This window comes from Colwellia sp. BRX10-1 (assembly GCF_014077545.1).
In the GTDB taxonomy this organism is placed as follows: Bacteria; Pseudomonadota; Gammaproteobacteria; order Enterobacterales; family Alteromonadaceae; genus Colwellia_A.
Map to the genome: position 1 here is coordinate 55,492 of NZ_JACGWC010000009.1, position 21,964 is coordinate 77,455.

At 38.9% G+C, this 21,964-nt stretch carries 19 protein-coding genes; 8 read left to right on the forward strand and 11 right to left on the reverse strand.

Going from position 1 to position 21,964, the window contains the following annotated elements:
• Nucleotides 1-2: 2 nt before the first annotated feature.
• Genes edd through H4J75_RS09690 form a run of 3 tightly spaced genes read left to right on the forward strand, consistent with a single transcriptional unit; the run spans nt 3 to nt 3,475 of the window.
• Nucleotides 3-1,841 carry a phosphogluconate dehydratase gene (gene edd, locus H4J75_RS09680; RefSeq protein ID WP_070376951.1) on the forward strand — a complete coding sequence of 613 codons (1,839 nt, stop codon included), beginning with the start codon at nt 3-5 and terminating at the stop codon, nt 1,839-1,841.
• On the forward strand, nt 1,838-2,824 hold the full coding sequence (locus tag H4J75_RS09685; RefSeq protein ID WP_182222006.1) for a glucokinase: 987 nt from the start codon (nt 1,838-1,840) through the stop codon (nt 2,822-2,824). The genes edd and H4J75_RS09685 overlap by 4 nt, the downstream gene beginning before the upstream one ends.
• A 3-nt stretch (nt 2,825-2,827) precedes the next feature.
• A complete protein-coding gene (locus H4J75_RS09690) occupies nt 2,828-3,475 on the forward strand; it encodes a bifunctional 4-hydroxy-2-oxoglutarate aldolase/2-dehydro-3-deoxy-phosphogluconate aldolase (RefSeq protein WP_182217619.1) in 648 nt (215 codons plus the stop codon).
• Between the two features lie 286 nt (nt 3,476-3,761).
• On the opposite strand, the gene gap is transcribed toward H4J75_RS09690, so the two are convergent.
• Nucleotides 3,762-4,766, reverse strand: coding sequence for a type I glyceraldehyde-3-phosphate dehydrogenase (gap, locus tag H4J75_RS09695; protein WP_070373727.1), 1,005 nt, complete (start codon nt 4,764-4,766; stop codon nt 3,762-3,764).
• Between the two features lie 200 nt (nt 4,767-4,966).
• Here gap and gndA point away from each other — a divergent pair, with 200 nt between their 5' ends.
• A complete protein-coding gene (gene gndA / locus H4J75_RS09700) occupies nt 4,967-6,505 on the forward strand; it encodes an NADP-dependent phosphogluconate dehydrogenase (RefSeq protein WP_182222007.1) in 1,539 nt (512 codons plus the stop codon).
• 14 nt (nt 6,506-6,519) lie between these two features.
• Entirely contained in the window at nt 6,520-6,894 is a 375-nt protein-coding gene (gene msrB / locus H4J75_RS09705) for a peptide-methionine (R)-S-oxide reductase MsrB (RefSeq protein ID WP_182217623.1), read from the forward strand.
• Between the two features lie 29 nt (nt 6,895-6,923).
• Here msrB and H4J75_RS09710 read toward each other — a convergent pair whose 3' ends face one another.
• A complete protein-coding gene (locus H4J75_RS09710) occupies nt 6,924-7,724 on the reverse strand; it encodes a DUF2989 domain-containing protein (RefSeq protein ID WP_083277851.1) in 801 nt (266 codons plus the stop codon).
• A gap of 154 nt (nt 7,725-7,878) precedes the next feature.
• On the opposite strand from H4J75_RS09710, the gene H4J75_RS09715 reads away from it, so the two are divergent.
• Nucleotides 7,879-9,327 carry a glyceraldehyde-3-phosphate dehydrogenase gene (locus H4J75_RS09715; RefSeq protein WP_070373724.1) on the forward strand — a complete coding sequence of 483 codons (1,449 nt, stop codon included), beginning with the start codon at nt 7,879-7,881 and terminating at the stop codon, nt 9,325-9,327.
• A 107-nt stretch (nt 9,328-9,434) separates the two neighbouring features.
• Here H4J75_RS09715 and H4J75_RS09720 read toward each other — a convergent pair whose 3' ends face one another.
• From H4J75_RS09720 to H4J75_RS09730, 3 genes are all read right to left on the reverse strand, one after another.
• Nucleotides 9,435-10,478, reverse strand: a complete 1,044-nt coding sequence (locus H4J75_RS09720; RefSeq protein WP_182217626.1) for an amino acid dehydrogenase — start codon at nt 10,476-10,478, stop codon at nt 9,435-9,437.
• A gap of 228 nt (nt 10,479-10,706) precedes the next feature.
• The gene (locus H4J75_RS09725) at nt 10,707-11,171 is read right to left on the reverse strand and encodes a GNAT family N-acetyltransferase (RefSeq protein ID WP_070373722.1); all 465 of its coding nucleotides are present in this window, start codon (nt 11,169-11,171) and stop codon (nt 10,707-10,709) included.
• A 20-nt stretch (nt 11,172-11,191) separates the two neighbouring features.
• A complete protein-coding gene (locus H4J75_RS09730) occupies nt 11,192-12,361 on the reverse strand; it encodes a cupin domain-containing protein (RefSeq protein WP_182222008.1) in 1,170 nt (389 codons plus the stop codon).
• A gap of 136 nt (nt 12,362-12,497) precedes the next feature.
• On the opposite strand from H4J75_RS09730, the gene H4J75_RS09735 reads away from it, so the two are divergent.
• Complete coding sequence (locus H4J75_RS09735) at nt 12,498-12,674, forward strand: hypothetical protein (protein ID WP_182222009.1); 177 nt, start codon at nt 12,498-12,500, stop codon at nt 12,672-12,674.
• Between the two features lie 6 nt (nt 12,675-12,680).
• Here the strand turns inward: H4J75_RS09735 and purB are convergent, their stop codons facing one another.
• The 6 genes from purB to dinG all read right to left on the reverse strand — a co-directional run bounded on the left by purB (nt 12,681) and on the right by dinG (nt 19,245).
• Nucleotides 12,681-14,051, reverse strand: coding sequence for an adenylosuccinate lyase (purB, locus tag H4J75_RS09740; RefSeq protein WP_182222010.1), 1,371 nt, complete (start codon nt 14,049-14,051; stop codon nt 12,681-12,683).
• A gap of 50 nt (nt 14,052-14,101) precedes the next feature.
• The gene (gene hflD / locus H4J75_RS09745; RefSeq protein ID WP_182222011.1) at nt 14,102-14,725 is read right to left on the reverse strand and encodes a high frequency lysogenization protein HflD; all 624 of its coding nucleotides are present in this window, start codon (nt 14,723-14,725) and stop codon (nt 14,102-14,104) included.
• A 34-nt stretch (nt 14,726-14,759) separates the two neighbouring features.
• Nucleotides 14,760-15,911: a tRNA 2-thiouridine(34) synthase MnmA gene (gene mnmA, locus H4J75_RS09750; protein ID WP_070373718.1), complete on the reverse strand. Its 1,152-nt coding sequence runs from the start codon at nt 15,909-15,911 to the stop codon at nt 14,760-14,762.
• Between the two features lie 63 nt (nt 15,912-15,974).
• On the reverse strand, nt 15,975-16,475 hold the full coding sequence (locus tag H4J75_RS09755; RefSeq protein WP_182222046.1) for an NUDIX hydrolase: 501 nt from the start codon (nt 16,473-16,475) through the stop codon (nt 15,975-15,977).
• Between the two features lie 4 nt (nt 16,476-16,479).
• Nucleotides 16,480-17,124 carry a pseudouridine synthase gene (locus H4J75_RS09760; RefSeq protein WP_182222012.1) on the reverse strand — a complete coding sequence of 215 codons (645 nt, stop codon included), beginning with the start codon at nt 17,122-17,124 and terminating at the stop codon, nt 16,480-16,482.
• A gap of 3 nt (nt 17,125-17,127) precedes the next feature.
• Complete coding sequence (gene dinG, locus H4J75_RS09765) at nt 17,128-19,245, reverse strand: ATP-dependent DNA helicase DinG (protein WP_182222047.1); 2,118 nt, start codon at nt 19,243-19,245, stop codon at nt 17,128-17,130.
• 140 nt (nt 19,246-19,385) lie between these two features.
• Here dinG and H4J75_RS09770 point away from each other — a divergent pair, with 140 nt between their 5' ends.
• Nucleotides 19,386-21,899 (forward strand): DNA polymerase II, encoded by a 2,514-nt coding sequence (locus tag H4J75_RS09770; RefSeq protein WP_182222013.1) that lies wholly within the window; start codon nt 19,386-19,388, stop codon nt 21,897-21,899.
• Nucleotides 21,900-21,964 lie beyond the last annotated feature (65 nt).

Genomic DNA, 21,964 nt, shown 5'->3' on the forward strand with positions numbered 1-21,964 from the left:
AAATGAATGAAAAAATCGTCGCTATTACCAATGAAATTATTGAGCGTAGTAAAGGCAGTAGGGCTAAATATTTAGCTAAGATAGAAGCTGAAAGCTCGCAAACAGTACATCGTGCCGGTTTGTCGTGTGGTAACTTAGCTCATGGTTTTGCTGCTTGTGGTAAAGAAGACAAGGCCTCATTACGTGGCATACATCACTCAGACATCGCTATTGTTTCAGCTTATAATGATATGTTATCTGCTCATCAGCCCTATGAAACTTATCCTGCGATTATTAAAGCAGCAGTGAGAGATGCGGGTGGTGTTGCACAATTTGCAGCCGGTGTACCTGCTATGTGTGACGGTGTTACTCAAGGCCAACCGGGTATGGATTTAAGCCTAATGAGCCGAGATGTTATTGCAATGTCTGCAGCGGTTGGCTTATCGCATAATATGTTTGATGGCGCATTAATGATGGGCATCTGTGATAAAATCGTACCGGGCTTGTTGATTGCCAGTATGACTTTTGGCCATTTACCCACGGTATTTATTCCTGCGGGCCCTATGCCTTCAGGTTTACCAAACAAAGAAAAAGCACGTGTTCGCCAGCAATATGCTAAAGGTGAAGCTAACGAAGAAGAGCTTCTTGAAGCTGAATCTGCCTCTTATCACTCTGCGGGTACTTGTACTTTCTTTGGCACAGCCAACTCAAATCAATTGGTTGTTGAGGTCATGGGACTTCATTTACCTGGCGCTTCATTTATCGCACCGAATACGCAGCTTCGTGAAGAATTAACAAAAGCAGCGGCACGTCAAGCAACTCGTTTAACGCAACAGTCGGGCAACTATATGCCGATTGGCAGAATGGTTGATGAGCGTTCAATTGTTAATGCAATTGTTGCCTTACTTGCTACGGGCGGTTCAACGAACTTAACCATGCATATTATTGCGTTTGCAAAAGCAGCGGGTATTATCATTAACTTCCAAGACTTTAATGATTTGTCTGAAGCGGTGCCACTATTAACACGTATCTACCCGAACGGCGAAGCAGATATAAATCAATTTCAAGAAGCCGGTGGTATGGCACTACTCTTTAGAGAATTGATTGAAGGCGGTTTAGTTTTTGAAGATGTTGAAACTATCTGTGGCCGCGGTTTAACGCGCTACACTAAAAAACCTGTACTCGAAAGCGGTGAACTTAAGTGGGTTGACTGTGTTGAAAAATCTCTCGACGATAGTATTATTGCAACCGTTGCAAGCCCGTTCAAAGCTACTGGCGGTTTACGCGTTCTTAAGGGTAACCTAGGTGTCTCTGTCATTAAAACATCTTCATTGCGTGAAGGTAGTTTTGTTATTAAAGCACCTGCCGTCGTTTTTGAAGATCAACATGAATTACAAGCGGCATTTGATGCGGGTGAATTAGAAAAAGATTTTGTTGCTGTTGTTAGATTTCAGGGACCTAAAGCGCGCGGTATGCCTGAATTACATAAACTAACACCACCACTTGGCGTTCTTCAAGACAAAGGTTTTAAGGTCGCTATGGTAACTGATGGCCGTATGTCTGGCGCCTCAGGTAAAGTACCTGCTGCTATTCATTTATGCCCAGAAGCCCTAGATGGCGGTTTGATCGCGAAAGTGAAAACCGGTGATATGATTTTAGTTGACGGCGAAACTGGAGAATTAACCTTATTGGTTGACGAAGCAGAGCTTGCCCAACGTGACAACGCTATTTTTCAAGTCAATGGTCATCATCAAGGCATGGGCCGAGAGCTTTTTGGTTTTATGCGTCGTAATTTAAGTACCGCTGAAACCGGTGCTTGTTCATTATTTGATGAAACTGATATTGATGGTAAAGCTTCGTGAGTGAGTCAATACTTAACTTAGTCGCTGACATTGGCGGTACTAATATCAGGTTTGGCCTCGTTAATGACGATGGTCAAACCTCAGATATTAAAACTTATCAGTGCGACCAATATGATAGCTTAGCCGATGTTATTAGCGTTTATTTAGCGTTACATAACGCTGCGGGTAAAACAATCAATGCGTGTTTAGCCATTGCTTGTCCGGTTGAAACAGATCAAATTACCATGACTAACTTGCCATGGACATTTTCTCAATCGTCCTTGAAAAAAGCATTGAATATTAGTCAGTTATTTTTAATAAATGACTATACCGCAATAGCTCATGCAGTACCTTTGCTAACACAAGCACAGAAAGTGCAAATTGGAGAAGGGGTCGCAATTGCTGACAAACCTATTTCTATTTGTGGCCCTGGTACCGGACTAGGTGTTGCTAATTTAGTACCGACCATAGACGGTTGGTGTTGTTTAGGGGGAGAAGGAGGCCATGTCGACTTTGCTCCTGTTGATGCTGATGAAATTAAAATATTAAGTTATTTACTTGAAACTAAACAACATAGAATATCCTATGAGCAATTACTTTGTGGCAGAGGCTTAGAGCAAATTTATCAAGCCTTTTTGTCAATTGATAACTTGCCCAAGAGTAATTTATCAGCTGAACAAATCTCCGCTAAAGCGATAGATGGCTCATGTCCAATATGTGAAAAAGCCTTACATCAATTTTGTAATACTTTAGGCAGCTTTGCCGGTAACTTAGCCTTAACGTTAGGTTGTTTTGGTGGTGTATATATTGCCGGTGGCATTGTGCCTCGTTTTATAGATTTCATCAAAAACAGCAATTTTAGGCAGCGTTTTGATACAAAAGGCCGACTATCTAGTTTTATTAATAATATTCCGACGTATGTGATCACCGAAAATCAACCCGGTTTGATAGGGGCGTCTGCCTATATTCGTCAACAATTATCTTCAATGAAAGGACACATCTAAATCATGACCATAACAAATAATTGGCAGTTATCGCCAAAAGAAATTTTCGCTATGGGGCCTATTGTGCCTGTTCTTGTTATTAAAGATGTTGAAGATGCCTTACCTATTGCTAAAGCCTTACTCGCTGCAGGCATAAAAGTCTTAGAAGTAACTTTGCGCACACCAGCGGCACTTGATGTGATTAAAATTATCGCGCAAGAGTTACCTGAAGCTTGTGTTGGCGCAGGTACAGTAACAAATCGTGAAATGCTACAACGCTGTCAAGAAGCAGGGGCTAAGTTTGCAATAAGTCCTGGCTTAACAAAAGATTTATTAAAAGCGGGTAATGAAGGTAATATTGCTCTAATACCAGGAATTTCATCAATTTCAGAAATGATGGACGGAATTGACTTTGGTTATGATCATTTGAAGTTTTTCCCCGCAGAAGCTTCTGGTGGTGTTAAAGCGATTCAATCTATGGGCGGACCATTCCCTGACATTCGCTTTTGTCCAACAGGTGGTATCAATTTAAGTAATGTTAAGGACTATTTAGCCTTATCAAACGTTGCTTGTTGTGGTGGCTCTTGGTTGGTTACCGACGAAATAATTAAAAATAAAGATTGGGCTAAAATTACTGAATTAGCTAAACAAGCACTTGCTCATGTAAAATAACGCGTAAAGTGAATACCAAAAAGGCTGAAGCGCTATTGATAGTGCTCCAGCCTTTTTTATATATACGACTTCTTGTCCGCCTGACATCAATCCTCATATATCCTTTTATAAGCAAGTAAAGGCAGTCGATAGCTAAATAACATCTTTATAGGGATGCTACAGGTGAGAGCCGTAAATCCACTAGTCAAGGTTGTTCAAGTAAGGGGCTTTGACTAACATTTATCTCAATAAAAAAGCCAAATAAAGATATTTGGCTTTTTTGATATAACTTTTATTCTAAAGATGATTAATTTTTATAAGCGCTGACGTAAGCCACTAAATCAAGTACCTTGTTTGAATAACCAATTTCATTGTCGTACCAAGAAACGATTTTTACAAACTTATCGGTTAGTGCTATACCCGCACCCGCATCAAAGACTGACGTACACGTTTCGCCAATGAAATCATTAGAAACTACTTGATCTTCGGTATAGCCTAATATGCCTTGCAAATCACCATGAGCTGCTGATTTCATCGCATCGCAAATTTCTTGATAGGTTGCGCTACTTTTTAAATTAACAGTCAGATCTACAACAGATACATTTGGTGTTGGTACACGAAAGGCCATACCAGTGAGTTTGCCATTTAATTCAGGGATAACTTTACCAACCGCTTTTGCAGCACCCGTAGATGAAGGGATTATATTTTGTCCTGCACCACGGCCACCACGCCAATCTTTAGCTGAAGGGCTATCAACAGTTTTTTGTGTTGCTGTAGTTGCATGAACCGTCGTCATTAAACCACTTTCAATTCCCCAATTATCATTAAGAACCTTAGCAATAGGTGCTAGGCAATTAGTAGTACATGAGGCGTTTGATACAATATCTTCGCCTTTATACTCATTGAGGTTTACACCACAGACAAACATTGGGGTGTCATCTTTTGAAGGGGCAGAAAGTACAACTTTTTTAGCTCCGGCGATCAAATGCTTTCGTGCTGTCTCATCAGTTAGAAATAAACCGGTTGATTCAACAACAACATCAACATCTATTTCATCCCATTTAAGTTCTTCGGGGTTACGGATAGCGCTAACGCGAATAACTTTATCATTAACAATCAACTGACCATCTTTAACTTCTACCGTACCGTTAAAACGACCATGTGTTGAGTCATACTTAAGCATGTAAGCCATGTAGTCAATGTCGATTAAATCATTAATACCGACAATTTCAATGTCGCTTCTCTGCGCAGCAGCTCTAAATACAAAACGACCGATACGGCCAAAACCATTGATGCCAACTTTAATAGTCATGTTAAAATTCCAAATGAAAATAATGTAGTAAAATTACATCATTTTGAGATTTATACAAGCGATACTTGTCGTATTTGGCCTTTTATTGATAAAAAAGACGTTTTATTACGAATTGGGTCGGCTTTAATTGCTAGTGGCTTAGTTTTGTTCATGGTAGAATAAATGCCATTGTATTTCTCAGTATTTATGGACTTTCTACTATGACACAAGACAATAGTTTGTGTGACATCGGCTTTATTGGCCTTGGTGTAATGGGTAAAAATTTGGTGCTAAACTTAGCCGACAACGGTTACAGTATTGCTGCTTTTGATTTAGATAATGAAAAAGTGCTTGGCGTTATTGCCCAAGACAAATTGGAAAATGGTGAAAATAAGCAACGTGTTCACGGTTGCTCATCATATACAGAATTATTATCGCGATTAAAAACTCCCCATCTTATTGTACTTTCTGTACCTGCTGGTGCTCCTGTTGATCAAGTCTCTGAGAGTTTGATTGGCGCTGGTATTCAACCCGACGATATTATTATTGATACAGGTAATAGTCTGTGGGTTGATACCGTTGCTCGTGAGAAAAAGTATAAGAGTAATTTTATTTTATTTTCTTCAGCTGTCTCTGGCGGTGAAGTCGGCGCTCGATTTGGACCTGCTTTAATGCCCAGTGGCTCTCCTTATGCATGGACTCGCATCAAACCTATCTGGGAAGCCATATCAGCTAAGGTTGACGCCGAAACAGGTAAACCTTTAGAGCGGACTAAGCCAGGAGAAACCATTAAGAAAGGTGAACCTTGTGCCGCCTATATTGGCCCAGCCGGTGCGGGTCATTATGTAAAAATGGTTCATAATGGTATTGAATATGCGGATATGCAGATTATCTGTGAGGCTTATCATACTTTACGTGCGGGTTTAAATTTATCAACAGATGAGATTGCTGATATTTTTGAACAATGGAACCAAGGTCCTCTAGACAGTTATTTAATGGAAATATCTGTCGAAGTACTTCGCCATAAGGTGACCGAAGATAACATCCCGCTAGTGGATTTGATTCTCGATAAAGCGGGGCAGAAAGGTACAGGTTTGTGGACTGCGATGAGCAGTTTAGAATTAGGCACACCAGCTCCCACTATTGCCCAAGCGGTATACGCACGTTCCATCTCTTCATTTAAAGATTTAAGAGTGCAGAGTTCAAGTCTGCTTAACGGCCCTGAAGCTAAGACCTTAAATGCACAAGAAAAAACAGCGTTTATTGCTCGTTTACATGATGCGATTTACTGTGCGAAAATTTGTGCTTACGCCCAAGGTTTTCAATTAATGAAGCAAGCGGAGCAAGAGCATGATTGGGAGCTAGATTTTGCCAGTATTGCAAAAATATGGCGAGCGGGTTGTATTATTCGTGCAGCATTTTTACAATCTATTACCGATGCTTTTAAACGTAATGCGAAGTTAGAAAATTTAATGCTAGATGCATTCTTTGTGGAGCAATTAAATGCTCATCAATTAAATTGGCGTAAAACTGTTGCAGAAACCGCTTTAATGGGAATTTCAACCAGTGCAATAAGTTCATCGTTGACCTATTATGATGCGATGCGTACTGCGGTTCTTCCTGCAAATTTATTACAGGCACAAAGAGATTTTTTTGGTGCACATACTTTTGAACGTGTTGATCAAGCGCCAGGAAAGAAATTTCATGTTGAATGGTCACACCCTGAGCGCGAAATGATCGAATTTGGTCATTCAAAATAAAAAGGTGAAAATATATGTCTAAAGACCCTTATCAAGATAAGTTAACACCCGAGGCTTTTCGAGTATGTCGCTTGGCTGCCACAGAGCAACCGTTCAGTGGCGAGTATAACGATCATTGGCTAGCCGGTGTTTATCATTGTGCCTGTTGTGAAAAGGAGCTCTTTTCTTCAACAGATAAATTTCAATCGGGTTGCGGTTGGCCAAGCTTTTCTGCCGCTATTAGCCCAAATGTCGCCTACATTGAAGATGACAGCCTTGGAATGATGCGTACAGAAATCACTTGCAGTACGTGTGACTCTCATCTGGGTCATGTATTTGATGACGGCCCACAACCCACCGGTAAACGCTATTGTGTTAATTCATTAAGTTTACAGTTTAGCGCACTTTAAAAAGACAAGGTTTAATCTCTTGATTAAACCTAAACCTTTGGTGACTCAAAGGTTCCTGCTTCAATTTTATCTAAGGTTATATTGGCAATTTTATCTAATAATGTTTTATTTAATTTATAACCTACAACATAATTATTTAAAGACTTTTCAGTCACTTCTTTATTTTCTGGCGAATGTAAACGTAAAATTCTTAACCAAAGATAAGCTTTTTTAACATCTTGCTTTTCTATAAATATCGTTGCTATTGACTGAAAGATTTCTGCATTTATTTTCTGATCTGGCTGGTATAATTGCAAAGCTCGATAAAGTAACGTTAAGGTCTTTTTAGGATCTGTTTTTGTATAATGCGTCGCTAAGTTATATTGCGACCTTGAATTTTCAAGGGCTTTTGTCCCTTCTTGTGCTAAAAATTTATTTAAAGATTCTTCGTTGATATATCTCGACCAGTGATAGTAGAGCAGGTGAGGGTGATCTGAGGTTATTGTTTCTTTTGATATTTCTTTGATACGATTCTGTGCTTGAATTGCGTTATCAACTCTCATCGTTTGTTTATGTTTTAATTTAATATGCTCAATTTTTGAGGCATGAACCATACATTGTGCATAATCTTCGTAAGCAATGAGTTGATGATATTTATGTAGATCTGAACTAGCCAATTTTTCCTCTAAATTAGAAAAACCCACCATAATACGTTCTCGTTTACACCATGAGTCTTCTTGAAATTCATTACAGATTTCAGAATTACTTTCACAAAGTTCAGCAAAGTTTGGCTTGCTATCACAAGCGGTTAATAAAAAAATTAGTGAGAAGTAGGCTATTATTGTCTTCATTTTTGTCCCATATTTGAGCGTGATATTATCTGTAACTAGTGGCGAAAGTTTTCAGGTTCGATTACAATAGTGCCGCAATTAATTATTATTGTTATTAGTGCTAATATTAATAATAACTCATCGTTCAATTGACTGAAATAAAAAGGTTTACGCAATGACTTCTCATCTTGAGGAACAATACCAAGCTAGCTGGCAAGAACGCCAAACATTTGCTGAAAATATGCAACCTATTATAGGGCAACTTTTCAGAAACAAAGGTCTCGAAGTATCTATTTATGGTCGTCCATTAGTTAATGCTTCTGCAATTGATATCATTAAAGCACATAAATCTGTTGCGCTACATGAAGACAGTAAATTACGTTTACGTGAAAGCTTTCCTTTTATTGATGCATTAAGACACATGGATTTAGCACCAGCACGTATTGATGTCGGTAAATTGGCCTACCGTTATTTATTTCTTGGTAAAGCTAATGGTCTGTCAATTGAGCAGTTTTTAGAAAAAGAATTAGTATCAATTAATAAAAATACTGACCCACAAAAGTCTAAAGATGTTGTTCTTTATGGTTTTGGTCGTATCGGTCGCTTATTAGCGCGTCTGTTAATTGAACGCGCAGGACCCTGCTCAACATTAAATCTACGTGCTATTGTTATTCGCCCAAGTGGTAAAGGTGATTTAGCAAAACGTGCCAGCCTATTACGTCGTGATTCAGTGCATGGTGCTTTTAACGGTAGTATTACTATCGATGAAGAAAATAGTGTCATTAAAGCTAATGGCGCATTTATTCAAGTTATTTACGCAAAAAATCCTAGCGAAATCGACTATACCCAATATGGTATTAATGACGCTTTAGTTGTTGATAACACCGGTGTATGGAGTGACGAAGAAGGTCTAGGGCAACATTTGCAATCAAAAGGTGTTGCTAAGGTATTGTTAACAGCACCCGCTAAAGGTGATATTAAAAATATCGTTTATGGCGTGAATCAAGATATGATTTTAGCGGATGACAAAATTGTTTCTGCAGCGAGTTGTACCACTAACGCTATTACACCAGTGTTAAAAGCCATTAACGATGAGTTCGGTATTAAGAATGGCCACGTTGAAACGGTTCATTCATATACGAACGATCAAAATTTAATTGATAACTACCATCCAGCTCCTCGCCGCGGTCGTAGTGCACCATTAAATATGGTTATTAGCACAACGGGTGCTGCTAAAGCGGTTGCTAAAGCATTACCTGAATTGAAAGGTTTGTTAACGGGTAACGCGATTCGCGTACCAACACCAAACGTTTCAATGGCTATCATGAATTTGAATTTGAAAAAATCAACTGATAAAGAAGCGTTAAACGATTACTTACGTAATATTTCGTTAAATTCTAAGTTACAAAATCAAGTAGATTATACGGCTTCAACTGAAATCGTCTCTACTGACTTGGTTGGCTCTCGATACGCTGGAGTTGTTGACTCTCAAGCAACGATTGTTGATGGCGATCGCGCTGTATTGTATGTATGGTATGACAATGAATTTGGTTACAGCTGCCAGGTAGTTAGAGTAATGCTAGAAATGTCAGGTATTCAGGTACCAACATTACCCGTTAATTAGTCTATAAGTTGATAACATTGTTGGTGTGAGTTGATGCCAACAATTTATAGCGAAAAAAAAGCCGCACTTTATTTATATAGTGCGGCTTTTTAGTTTATACGGAAAAATTATTTTCCAGCGTTCGCTATTATAGCTCTCGCCATTTCATCAGCTACTTTACCTGTTGGTAAGTTTTTCTCGTTCGCAGTTACAAAAACATTCATTAGTGTGTGATAAATATTTTCGACCAAACTTGTCGCCTTATCAGCACAATAAGGTTCAGGATAAATTTCAAGGGCAACATTTATAATTCCCCCAGCGTTAATGACGTAGTCAGGAGCATACAAAATACCCTTGTCTAAAAGGACTTGGTCATGGCGACTTTCTGCAAGTTGGTTATTAGCACAGCCGGCAATGATCACCGCTTTAAGTTCTGCAATGCTATCGTCATTAATCGACGCGCCTAACGCACAAGGTGAAAATACTTCAACATCTTGTTTGTAAATATCGTCTAAGCTAACAACTGTCGCATCTAACTCGGCAACGGCTTTATCTAAAATTTCTTGGTTAATATCAGTGACGATTAATTTCGCACCCGCAGCATGAAGTCGCTCACAAAGTGAATAACCAACACTACCAAGCCCTTGAACAGCCACTTTAATACCGGTTAAATCATCAGATCCTAATTTAAACTTAACCGCTGCTTTAATACCTAAAAATGTACCTAGCGCAGTGAAGGGGCCTGGATTACCACTTTTTCCTTCAAGACCCGAAACATAGTCGGTAACTTGATTAACAATAGCCATATCACCAGTAGTAATATTTACATCTTCAGCGGTGTAATAACGGCCACCTAGATTATTAACGGCTTTGCCATAAGCTTTGAATAAATCGTCTGACTTTAAGTGTCTAGGGTTACCAATAATAACCCCTTTACCACCGCCAAGTTTTAACCCAGCCATAGCATTTTTGTAGGTCATGCCTTTTGATAAACGTAAAACATCTTTTAATGCTGCTTCATCATTTACATAATCCCAAAAACGACAGCCACCTGCTGCCGGTCCAAGTGCAGTACTGTGTACTGCTATGATAGCTTTTAAGCCTGTTGCATCATCGCTGCAATAAACAACTTGTTCATGATTGTCGAAATCTACTAAATCAAAAATTGCCACTTCTAAATCTCCACGTAAAAAGTTTTGTTAATATTCTTTTTACTTCTGTAATAAGAGTTGTATTGTTTCGATGCGCACAATACCACTTAGCCTAATGTTGCGCTAGCCGTCAGATCAAAATATAACGGTCACTATGTTAGGGTAAATGTATAGAATAAAGCACAAAATTTAATAATAGTGGCAAAAGGATAAGAAGAGTGGCTTATTAGGAGAGTAGGAATTAATAAACTAGTGATTAAAAGCGAAGCGGGTAGATTTTTTTATATTCTCAACAGCACAGGTCATACGCTGTCTTGGCATACCTGCTTCCATAAATACTGCGCCAGCACTGATAAAGTTAAATTTTCTAAAATATTCAACATCATCAAGTGGACTATAAATAAATACTTCATCAAGTTTGAGATCTTTAGCAATAGCCAGTAAACCTTTGACAACATCTCTGTCGATGTTTCTTTTTCTAAAAGACATCAATACTGCGATGCGAGAAATTTCACCCGTAGATAATATACGGCCCGTTGCAACGGGCTCTTGAGTAATATCATCACAAACTAAGACATGAAATGCATAGTGATCTTTTCGGTCAAACTCTATTTTTCGTGGAATACGCCATTCACAAATAAAAACTTTTTCGCGGACATCTCTTAATAGTGATGCCGCTTGTTCCCAATTTACTCTACTGACACTGAACGACATTATAACTATTCCACGTGTTGTTATTCAATATACCAAAAGCCCATATTTAGAACACTAGTCAATAATTGTTCATTTTTCAAATTTGTTAGTAAACTTTTTACTGTTTGAGTGGTCAAAGTTTGCTGTTTTGTTAGGTATGTCGCTAATGTGATTGTTTCTTTATCAATTAAAAAGCTTTCACCATTAATATATAAAAAACTTGTTTCGTTGGGCGCTTGTTCCTGATGTTGAAAAGGAACAATTAAGCTTTTTATCCCGGAAACAGGCACTAAGGTGTTTTCTGCTTCAGCCAGAATATCGGAAAGTTGTTCGCTGTCGATAGGCGTGACCGGCATTAATATTTCTAAGGCATGGTGGTTCTGTGTAAGATATTTGCCGATAAAAGGAGTAAATAACTTATCGTCATCAAGTTGTGCTTTCATGAACGCCTTTAACTTTTCGATATCCATTTGTTCAAGTTGTTCGGGATGACTGGTTAGTGTACGTTCATTATCAGGAAAACGTGCTTCTCCAAGGTTTTCATCTATTAATTTATCAGCAAAACCAGACCATAATTCCTGATTGTTCGGTGCTTGAAAACCAATAGAAAAATTCATCGAGTTCTCTAATGACACGCCATTGTGTGGATGATTTGGTGGAATATAAAGTAAATCACCTGCTTCGGTTATTTCGTCGATAACAGCAACAAAACTAGAGACTTGTTTTAAATCAGGGTGAGGTAATAGCTGTTTTAGTGAACTATCAGGCGCACCAACTTGCCAGCGACGCTTTCCTTCACCTTGCACAATAAAGACATCGTACTGGTCTAAATGAGCACCAACACCGCCATTGGGTGTTGAAAAGCTAACCATTACATCATCAATACGCCATTGTGGAATAAAATTAACAGCTGCTAGCAATGATTGGGTATCGCGAGACCAATTATTTACCGCCTGCACCAGTAGCGTCCAGTTCTGTTCGCCAAACTTATCGAATGAATCAAAAGGACCTTGCTCTACTTGCCAGTCACCATTATTACAGGCAATAATACGCGATTCAATTTCGCTTTCCATCGCGAGGCCAGCAAGTTCATTGGCATCAATTGGGTCGGTGAAGTCTTTGAACGCACCTTTTATTAATAACGGTTTTTTTTGCCAATATTCTTTTAAAAACTGCTCAGGCGTTAATTCGCCCCAATGGATTTTTTGCATTACGTGTTACTCTCTATTTTACTACTGTTAATTGGCGTGCATAAATGCACTAATACCATAATAAATCAGGGCGTTGCTAAAAAGCCAAGACATATAGGTTTCCGTTTATCCTGAACATATACGTTCATTGGCATCCATGCCATCACGTTATACCGTTCATCCTGAACATATACGTTCATTGGCATCCATGCCACCACGTTATACCGTTCATCCTGAACATATACGTTCATTGGCATCCATGCCATCACGTTATACCGTTCATCCTGAACATAAAAAGGAACCGCGAGGTTCCTTTTTATTAGCATACGTTTAGATAAAACTAGTCTAATTCGTTAATAAACTCTACTGCGCGACCTATGTAACTCGCGGGTGTCATTTCACATAACTGTGCTTTAGCCGCATCAGGTAATTCAAGCGTCATAATGAAAGCGCGCATTGAGTCGCCATTAACGCGTTTACCGCGAGTTAGCTCTTTTAATTTTTCGTATGGCTTTTCGATACCATAACGACGCATTACTGTTTGTACGGGTTCAGCTAAAACTTCCCAGTTGCTGTCTAATTCAGCAGCTAGATTTGCTTCATTTACTTGTAACTTACTAATACCTTTTAATGTAGCGCCGTAAGCTATCATCGCATGAGCAAAACCAACACCTAAGTTACGTAAAACCGTTGAATCAGTTAAGTCTCGTTGCCAGCGAGAAATCGGTAATTTTTGCGCCAAGTGGGTAAATAATGCATTAGCAATGCCTAAGTTACCTTCAGAATTTTCAAAGTCAATTGGGTTAACTTTATGTGGCATTGTTGACGAACCAATTTCACCTGCAATGGTTTTTTGCTTAAAGTGACCCATCGCGATGTAACCCCAAATATCACGATCAAAATCGATTAAGATGGTGTTAAAGCGGGCAATGGCATCAAATAATTCGGCAATGTAATCATGTGGTTCAATTTGAGTCGTAAAGGGATTAAACGATAAACCTAATGAAGTAACAAATTCATTAGCAAATTCATGCCAATTAACTTCAGGGTAAGCTGATAGGTGTGCATTGTAATTGCCAACAGCACCATTAATCTTACCTAATAATTCAACATCAGCAATTTGGGCACGTTGACGTTTAAGACGAATATAAACGTTGGCCATTTCTTTACCCAAAGTACTTGGAGAAGCAGGTTGACCGTGAGTACGACACATCATTGGAATGGTTTTGTATTCAATTGCTAGTGCTTTAATTGCCGCTAATATTTTATCCATTTCTGGTAATAAAACGTCGGTACGACAGTCATTTAACATTAAACCATGCGAAAGGTTGTTAATATCTTCAGATGTACAAGCAAAATGAATAAACTCAGTGACTGCGTTCAATTCAGCATGATCAGCAATTTTTTCTTTTAAGAAATACTCAACCGCTTTTACATCATGATTAGTGGTCGCTTCAATGTCTTTAATACGCTGTGCGTCTACTTCACTGAAGTTATCAACAATCGCATTTAATGTTGCCGTAGCGTCTTTGCTAAAAGCCGGAACTTCTGCAATTTCTGTCGTTGATGCAAGTTTTTGTAACCAACGAACTTCAACGGTAACACGGTATTTTATTAAACCAAATTCACTGAATATAGGGCGTAATGACTTAACTTTGCTGCCATAACGACCATCTACTGGAGATATTGCACTTAACGCTGAAAGTTCCATAGGGTTTTCCTAATATTTAAAGTAAGGTTAAAAACTAATTTTGAATTTGTTTAACAAGCTTTGAGCAGCTGCTCGGCACATTCAACCAATTTTGAACGTGAAAATAAAATACTTCGGCGTTGTCCACCGACCTGTCGCCATAAAACACTTGAGCGAATACCGGCTAATAACAAGGCACGTATCTTATGTTGATTGACTGATTGCTTTAATATAGCGGGTTCGCCTGCTACCTGAATAGGTGTTCCGAGCGGGCTGATCAAATCGCTATAAATTGACGCTAAGCTCGAAACGAGTGTTTCACTGGTAATGCCATAATGTACTAATTGACGTTGGCTTTGGCTAATTCGTTCACCGAGCGCATTCATTTTATCGCTATATTTACTTAAACGACGCTCTAAACCCAGTAAGCTCACCACATAACGGGTGATCTCAGGATCTTTGTTAGTTGATTTATTGCCTAAATGGTTAACTAGTGTTGTTAATCCTATTTTTAAATGACTCATTTCACCATCGTAAACTTCCATGGTGTTTTTAGGCGATGTGATCATGACACTATTAAGTAATAAGGCGAGTTCGTCTTCGTCTATTTGCCCACTACGAGATATTTTTTGTACCCAATAAGCGACTTGACAAACCGCGGCAAGTGTTAGGGTTTGTTCATTTATACTGTTCATAACTATTAACTGCTCAACTAATTTTCGTTATAACTTAACGGATAAGTGTGTTGATGATACCGCCGCCAAGACAAATATTATCTTGATAAAAAACTACAGATTGTCCTGGTGTTACTGAACTTTGTGCTTCATCAAACATGACTAAATATTCACCATCGCTCATCGGAGATAGATGACAAGGGACATCATCTTGGCGATAGCGGGTTTTAACGGTACATTTTATTGGCGTATCAAGAGGTTTACGATTCACTAAATGCAATTGATTACCGATTAAACCTTTAGAAAATAGACGAGGGTGGTTATGACCTTGACCAACAATTAAAACATTGCGCAATAAATCTTTTTCAACAACGTACCAAGGCTCTTCTCCGGCATTAGCTAAACCGCCTATGCGAAGGCCTTTGCGCTGACCTAGCGTGTGGTACATTAAACCGTCGTGCTCACCAATGACATCGCCTTCAGCGGATTCAATTTTTCCTGGCTGCGCGGGTAAATATTGACCTAAAAAATCTTTGAATTTACGCTCACCAATAAAACAAATACCCGTGCTGTCTTTTTTATTATGAGTGATTAAGTCAGCCTGTTCGGCAATGGCGCGTACTGCAGGCTTTTCGATATTACCCACAGGGAATAATGTCCGTCCCACTTGCTCATCGCTTAGCGTATATAAAAAGTAACTTTGATCTTTATTACTGTCTAAGCCGCGTAACATAGCCCACTGACCATCAATAAACTCACGCTGAACATAGTGTCCGGTGGCAATATAGTCGGCATCTAAGTCTTCACAAGCAAACTCTAAGAAGGCCTTAAATTTGATTTCTTTGTTACACATAATATCAGGGTTCGGCGTGCGACCTGCTTTATATTCAGCTAAGAAATACTCAAAAACATTATCCCAGTATTCTGTTGCGAAATTAATGGTGTGTAACTTTATACCGAGTTTGTCACAAACAAGTTGTGCATCTTCGAGGTCTTGTGCCGCTGCACAGTATTCATCGGTATCGTCTTCTTCCCAATTTTTCATGAACAGGCCTTCAACTTGATAACCTTGTTCAATCAATAAGTGTGCAGAAACAGAGGAGTCAACACCGCCAGACATACCAACAATTACTTTGGTGTCGTGTGGTGCTTTACTTATAGGCGCGGTGTTTTGGTTTTCAGCGCTCGATGATACTTGTGATGACATTAAAACTACAAATCTAGAGAAAAAGGCGAAAAATTATAGCATGTCAGGATTTAGGGGCATAGATTAAAGATTGGATTTTAATGAAGATAATGATATTTTTTTTCCATTTTTCAAAACAGCTAAGTAATCCTCAATACATTCCAAGACCAGCGTGCTGCGTAATTGTGCAGATTTTGCTTTTATTTCATCAAATGACAGCCAATGGGTGGCAATAATCTCATCATCTTGAGGGATACTTTGTAGAAATTCATCAAGTTCGATAACAAAACAAAATCGAAGGTAATAAAGATTGATATCCGGGCGATAAAAGTAATAAATACCAGAAACGTAATTAGGCGAAAGTGCTAAGCCTGTTTCTTCCAGAACTTCTCGTTCAATGGCACTGATTAAGTTTTCATTCGCCTCTAAATGTCCAGCAGGCTGGTTAAAGACTTTTTTACCATTTTCAACTTCTTCAACCAATAAAAACTTATTTTGATGAACAATAATAGCTGCCACGGTAGCGTTGGGCTTAAATTGATTTTCGCCATGGTCATTACCGGCAGTGTTAACCGCTAGTGTCATATTCTTATTCACTTTTAAGTTGTTGGTAATGGCCATTTTCGATACCGTCAAGGGTGTATTGACCAATGCTGTAACGGATAAGTCGCAGCGTTGGAAAATTAATAGCTGCGGTCATTCTGCGGACCTGCCGGTTCTTTCCTTCGGTAATCGCGATACTGAGCCATGTCGTGGGAATATTCGCTCGCTCGCGTATTGGCGGGTTACGAGGCCAAAGGTCTGGTTCATTGATCACTTTTACTCTGGCTGGTAACGTTTGGCCATCTTTTAGTTCGACACCCTTTCGAAGTTTTTGTAAATCAGCTTCCTGTGGCACACCCTCGACTTGTGCCCAATAGGTTTTTTCTGTTTTTTCGGTTGGGTTAGCCAGTTTGTGCTGCAATTTGCCGTCATTTGTCAGCAACAATAAGCCTTCACTGTCGCGGTCTAAACGCCCAGCGGCATAAACGTCTTTAACTGGAATAAAATCTTTTAAGGTTTTCCGCTGCTGATCATCCGTAAATTGCGACAGTACATCAAAGGGTTTATTGAAAAGTACTAACACACGATCTGCTGGAGCAGGGCGAGGCTTAACATCTTTTAATGAGCGACTCTTTGATAATCGACGATTAGTTGAGTTTGACGCTTTTGGACGCTTAGTGAGGTTAGTCAAAGCTTATCCTTTTGAAATAATTTGATAGGGTGGTAAAGAATCAAGTAATTGCTTACCATAGCGCTTAGTCACTAAACGTTTATCCATTAAAGTAATGATACCGGTATCTTTCTCATTTCGCAGTAATCGTCCTGTCGCTTGAATCAGTTTTTTGGATGTTTCTGGTACTGAAATCGACATAAAAGGATTGCCGCCTTTAGCGGTAATGTATTCAGCTTGTGCTTCTTCAACGGGTGATGTTGGCACAGAGAAGGGTAATTTGGTAATAATCAAATTCGTTAAATATTTACCGGGTAAATCTAGACCCTCAGAAAAACTTTGTGTGCCAAAAATTATACTGGTTTTATCTTCATCACAGCGTTTTCTATGGGCCTCTATAATATGCTGACGTGACTGCTCACCCTGAACTAGAATCTCCATTTTGTGCTGCTCTCGTAAGGCTTTAGCTACTTGTTCCATTTGCCAATACGAAGAAAACAGCACTAAACAGGCTTTTTCTTGCTTAATTAACGCCGGTAACTCTTTAATTAATTCATCGGTGAACTGAGGGCTACTTGGCTCATTTTTCATTTTAGCGATAACTAGTTGCGCATTGTTTTGATAATCAAACGGTGAGTCGACTTTTTGATATTGAGTGCCATCATTCGTTTGTAAACCGACCTGGCGGCGGAAATGCTCAAACGAATTTAATGCTAAAATAGTGGCTGAACATAATACCGCCCCTTCACATTTTGACCAGAGAATATCTTCAAGGGTAAAGCCCACTTCAATAGGGGAAGCCGATACTAAAAAGTCACTACGTTTGCCCGTCAGTTTTTCGAACCACCTTGCCATTGGAGCGCCTTTCTCACTGTCTGTTTTGGCATACATTTTCCATAGTGAGTTGAAATTTTCTAACCGTTGGATCATAAAACCAGCTTCTGCAAGTAAGGGCTCGGCAACAAACATTTTACACTCCCCGTCTTTCACTGACTCCATCAATAAGTTATATAGCTTGTTGCAATGTCCTAAACATTTTTTACTGAGCTCTGCTAAATCTTTAGCTGAGTTTTTTAAGTTCGGTGGAACGATTCCGTTTTCAAAACGATATAATGCCGCCTCGTCATCACGAGAGAAACGGCTATTTTCTTTAGCTTTTTCATTGAAATATAACGCTTGATTGTTTTCGATAAAGCTCGCTACTTTTTGCATTTCCATTAATAAATCTTGGCAATCGTCCCCTAACTTTAACGAGGGTGTAATGGCCGAAGTCGACTTTATTAATTTTGCCATTTTATCGCCGGTTTCTTTTAACTTGGTTAGCCAATCAATAGCACCTTTAATGGCAACATTCGCACTTGAATGATCACGGGTTACTTTAGGCAGATGATGTGCTTCGTCAATAATGTAAAAAGTGTCTTCTGGTGAGGGTAAAATAACACCTCCACCAAGCTCTAAATCAGCCAGTAATAAACTATGGTTAATGACCAACACATCGGCAGACTCCATGGTTTCTCGAGCTTTATGAAAAGGGCAATGGGTGTGATCGGCTAAATGTTTTAAACAACTGTGTTTGTCACATTGAATTTGTTGCCATAAATGATGAGGGATAGGGTCAGCCCAAGAATCTAGATCGCCTTGCCATTTATTATCCGTTAACGCTTTATGTAAATGATGTAATAGCTTTATATCCATGGCATTAGGTTTTTGCGCAAAGGTGAAACCGGCCTGAGGTGAATCGTCTTGACTGACAGCAAGTGCTAATTTTTGCCGACAAACATAGCGCTGGCGACCTTTGACTAAGGTGAAATTAAAATCTAAGCCTGAATGTTTCTTTAAGAAGGGTAAATCTTTATCCACTAATTGTTCTTGTAGCGCAACTGTTGCAGTAGAAATACAGACCTTTTTTTGACGTGACATCGCTAACGGAATAGCGCCTAATGAATAAGCCAACGATTTACCCGTACCGGTGCCGGCTTCTATGATAATAATTTTTCGCGCTTTATCGTATTCTCCCGCAAGAGTTTTAGCTATTTCGGCAATCAAAAAAGTTTGCTGTTTTCTTGGATGAAAGTTTTCTAAATTTTCACCAATGGTTTTATACGATGTGCGAATTGCTACTTTAATTTTATCGCTTAGCATGCTGTTAGCCATTTAGGGTTCATTAGATTATATACTCATTCCAGTTAAATAGGCTGAATCCTGTATCTTCAAATAGGATGAGTATATACTGCTGTATATATTAACAGTTTATCGTTATCCGCAACGAATTAAAATAATTAATGTCATTAACTGTAGAAAAATTAACGCCCAGCTTGAATTATGGCTTTTTATTAACTCGTCAAGCTTATGATACCAAACAAGGTATCGAATTGTCTTTATGGATTAAAACCCTTAAAGGTGCTGTTAATGTTATTGTGCAAAATCAACAGGCATTATTTTTTGTTGAACAAACGCAGCAAGTACGCGCGCAAAGTCTCCTGTCGGAGCAGCGAATAGTAACGGCTAAAGTTACCCCGCTTACGCTTAAAACCTTTAATCAACAACTTGTCAGTGGTTTTTATTTTTCAACGATGCGTGAATTCTATCGCGCACGCGATGTTTTAAAACAAGCCCAGATAAAATGCTATGAAGACGATTTTCGCCCCGATGAACGTTTTTTAATGGAGCGCTTTATTACCGCTGGTATTGAATTTATCCCTCGGTTAACAGCTTTATCGATAACCGAATCTGCCAAACAGTTTTCACAGACTAACTTTGCTACCTTTTATAGTGACAAATGCCGTGCAACGGATAAGACTCAGTTACTTGATGATATTGCGTTAACTATGGTATCACTTGATATTGAGTGTTCAATGGCAGGGGAGCTTTATTCTATTGGTTTACATTCGCATAAAATGTCTGATGGTAAGCCGATAAAATGTGTTTTGATGATCGGTGATCAAAACAAGTTTTTAGCAAAAATAACGCAGTCCAAGTTATCCGACGCTGAGGCGACAGAAATCGCAGAGCACATCGTTTGGTTTCACAATGAACAAGCGCTGCTAGCTGAGCTGATCGCTTGGATAAAAATCCACGATCCCGACATTTTTATTGGTTGGAACGTGATTAACTTTGATTTTAATTTGCTACAAAAACGCTGTGATATTTATAATATCCCTTTTAATATCGGCCGCAATGATAAGTCGCCTCGTTGGCGAACACGTTCGGCAGGTGGTAGTCAAAATGAGCAAAAATTTATTGATGTCGCTGGCAGAGTGGTCCTTGATGGTATTGATTTACTAAAAAACGCGACTTATAACTTTCCAAGTTTTTCCCTTGATTTTGTTGCCAATGCCTTATTAGGTAAAGGGAAAAAAGTTGATGATGTTGACAATAGAATGCAAGAGATTAACGACAACTTTGCCAATGACAAGCTAGCTTTAGCCGCTTATAACCTTGAAGATTGCCATTTAGTTACCCTGATCTTTGAACAATCTCTATTACTAGAATTCACGCGTTTGCGCGCCAAACTAACTGGTTTATCTATAGACCGTATTGGCGGCTCTGTGGCAGCGTTTACTAATTTATATTTACCTAAATTACACCGTAGTGGTTATATTGCGCCCAATATGGGCGATGGCTTGCAAGGGCTAATTTCTCCTGGTGGTTATGTGATGGACTCTATTCCGGGTTTATATAAAAATGTCTTAGTACTTGATTTTAAAAGTCTTTACCCCTCAATTATTCGAAGTTTTAATATTGATCCTATGGGCCTAATTGAAGGCTTACAATCACCTGAAACTAGTATCAAAGGTTTTGATGGTGCTTATTTCTCTAGGGATAAACATTTTTTACCTGACATTATTAATGAGCTGTGGTTAGAGCGTGATATCGCTAAAAAAGATAAAAATGCGGCATTGTCACAAGCAATAAAAATTATTATGAATTCGTTTTATGGAGTATTAGGTTCAACGGGATGCCGATTTTTTGATCCTCGTTTATCCGGTTCAATCACTAAACGAAGCCATGAATTATTAATCACCACTAAAATGTGGCTAGAAGATGATGGTTATCAAGTTATTTATGGCGATACCGATTCTATTTTCGTCAGTGTTGACGATGATTTTAGTCACCAGCAATGTCAAAAGCTGGGTAAAACCTTACAAGATAAAATTAATCTTAGGTGGCAAGCAACGCTTAAAAAAGAATTTGCGATAGAAAGCCAACTTGAAATTGAGTTTGAAACACATTTTAGCCAATTTTTGATGCCAACCATCAGAGGGCAAGATGTCGGTACTAAGAAGCGTTATGCTGGCATTGTAGAAAAGAATGGCTCATCAGAATTGATTTTTAAAGGCTTAGAAAGTGTCCGCACCGATTGGACTGAACTGGCTAAAACTTTTCAACGAGAGTTGTATTTAAAAATATTTAATGGCGAACCTTTTGCTGACTATGTACGCAATATTGTTACTCAAACATCAGCAGGACAATTAGATCATTTACTGGTGTATCGTAAACGCATTCGTAGGCAGTTAGATCATTACGTTAAAAACGTGCCTCCACATGTGAAAGCGGCACGTTTAGCCGATGATATAAACAAGATAAATAAGCAACCGCTAAAATATCAGCAACGTGGTTGGATAGAGTACTTGATCACGACTTCTGGACCGCAAGCAAAAGGTTATGTTAACGCGCCACTCGATTACCAGTTTTATATCGATCGGCAATTAGCGACCGTTGCTGATGCTATTTTACCTTTTGTCGGGAGTAGTTTCGAAAAATTAACCAGTGATCAAATGAACTTGTTTCAATAGCCTCTGCTGTTTTAATTAATATAAATAAATCGTGCATCATGCTTGGAAAGATCATAAGGTGACTT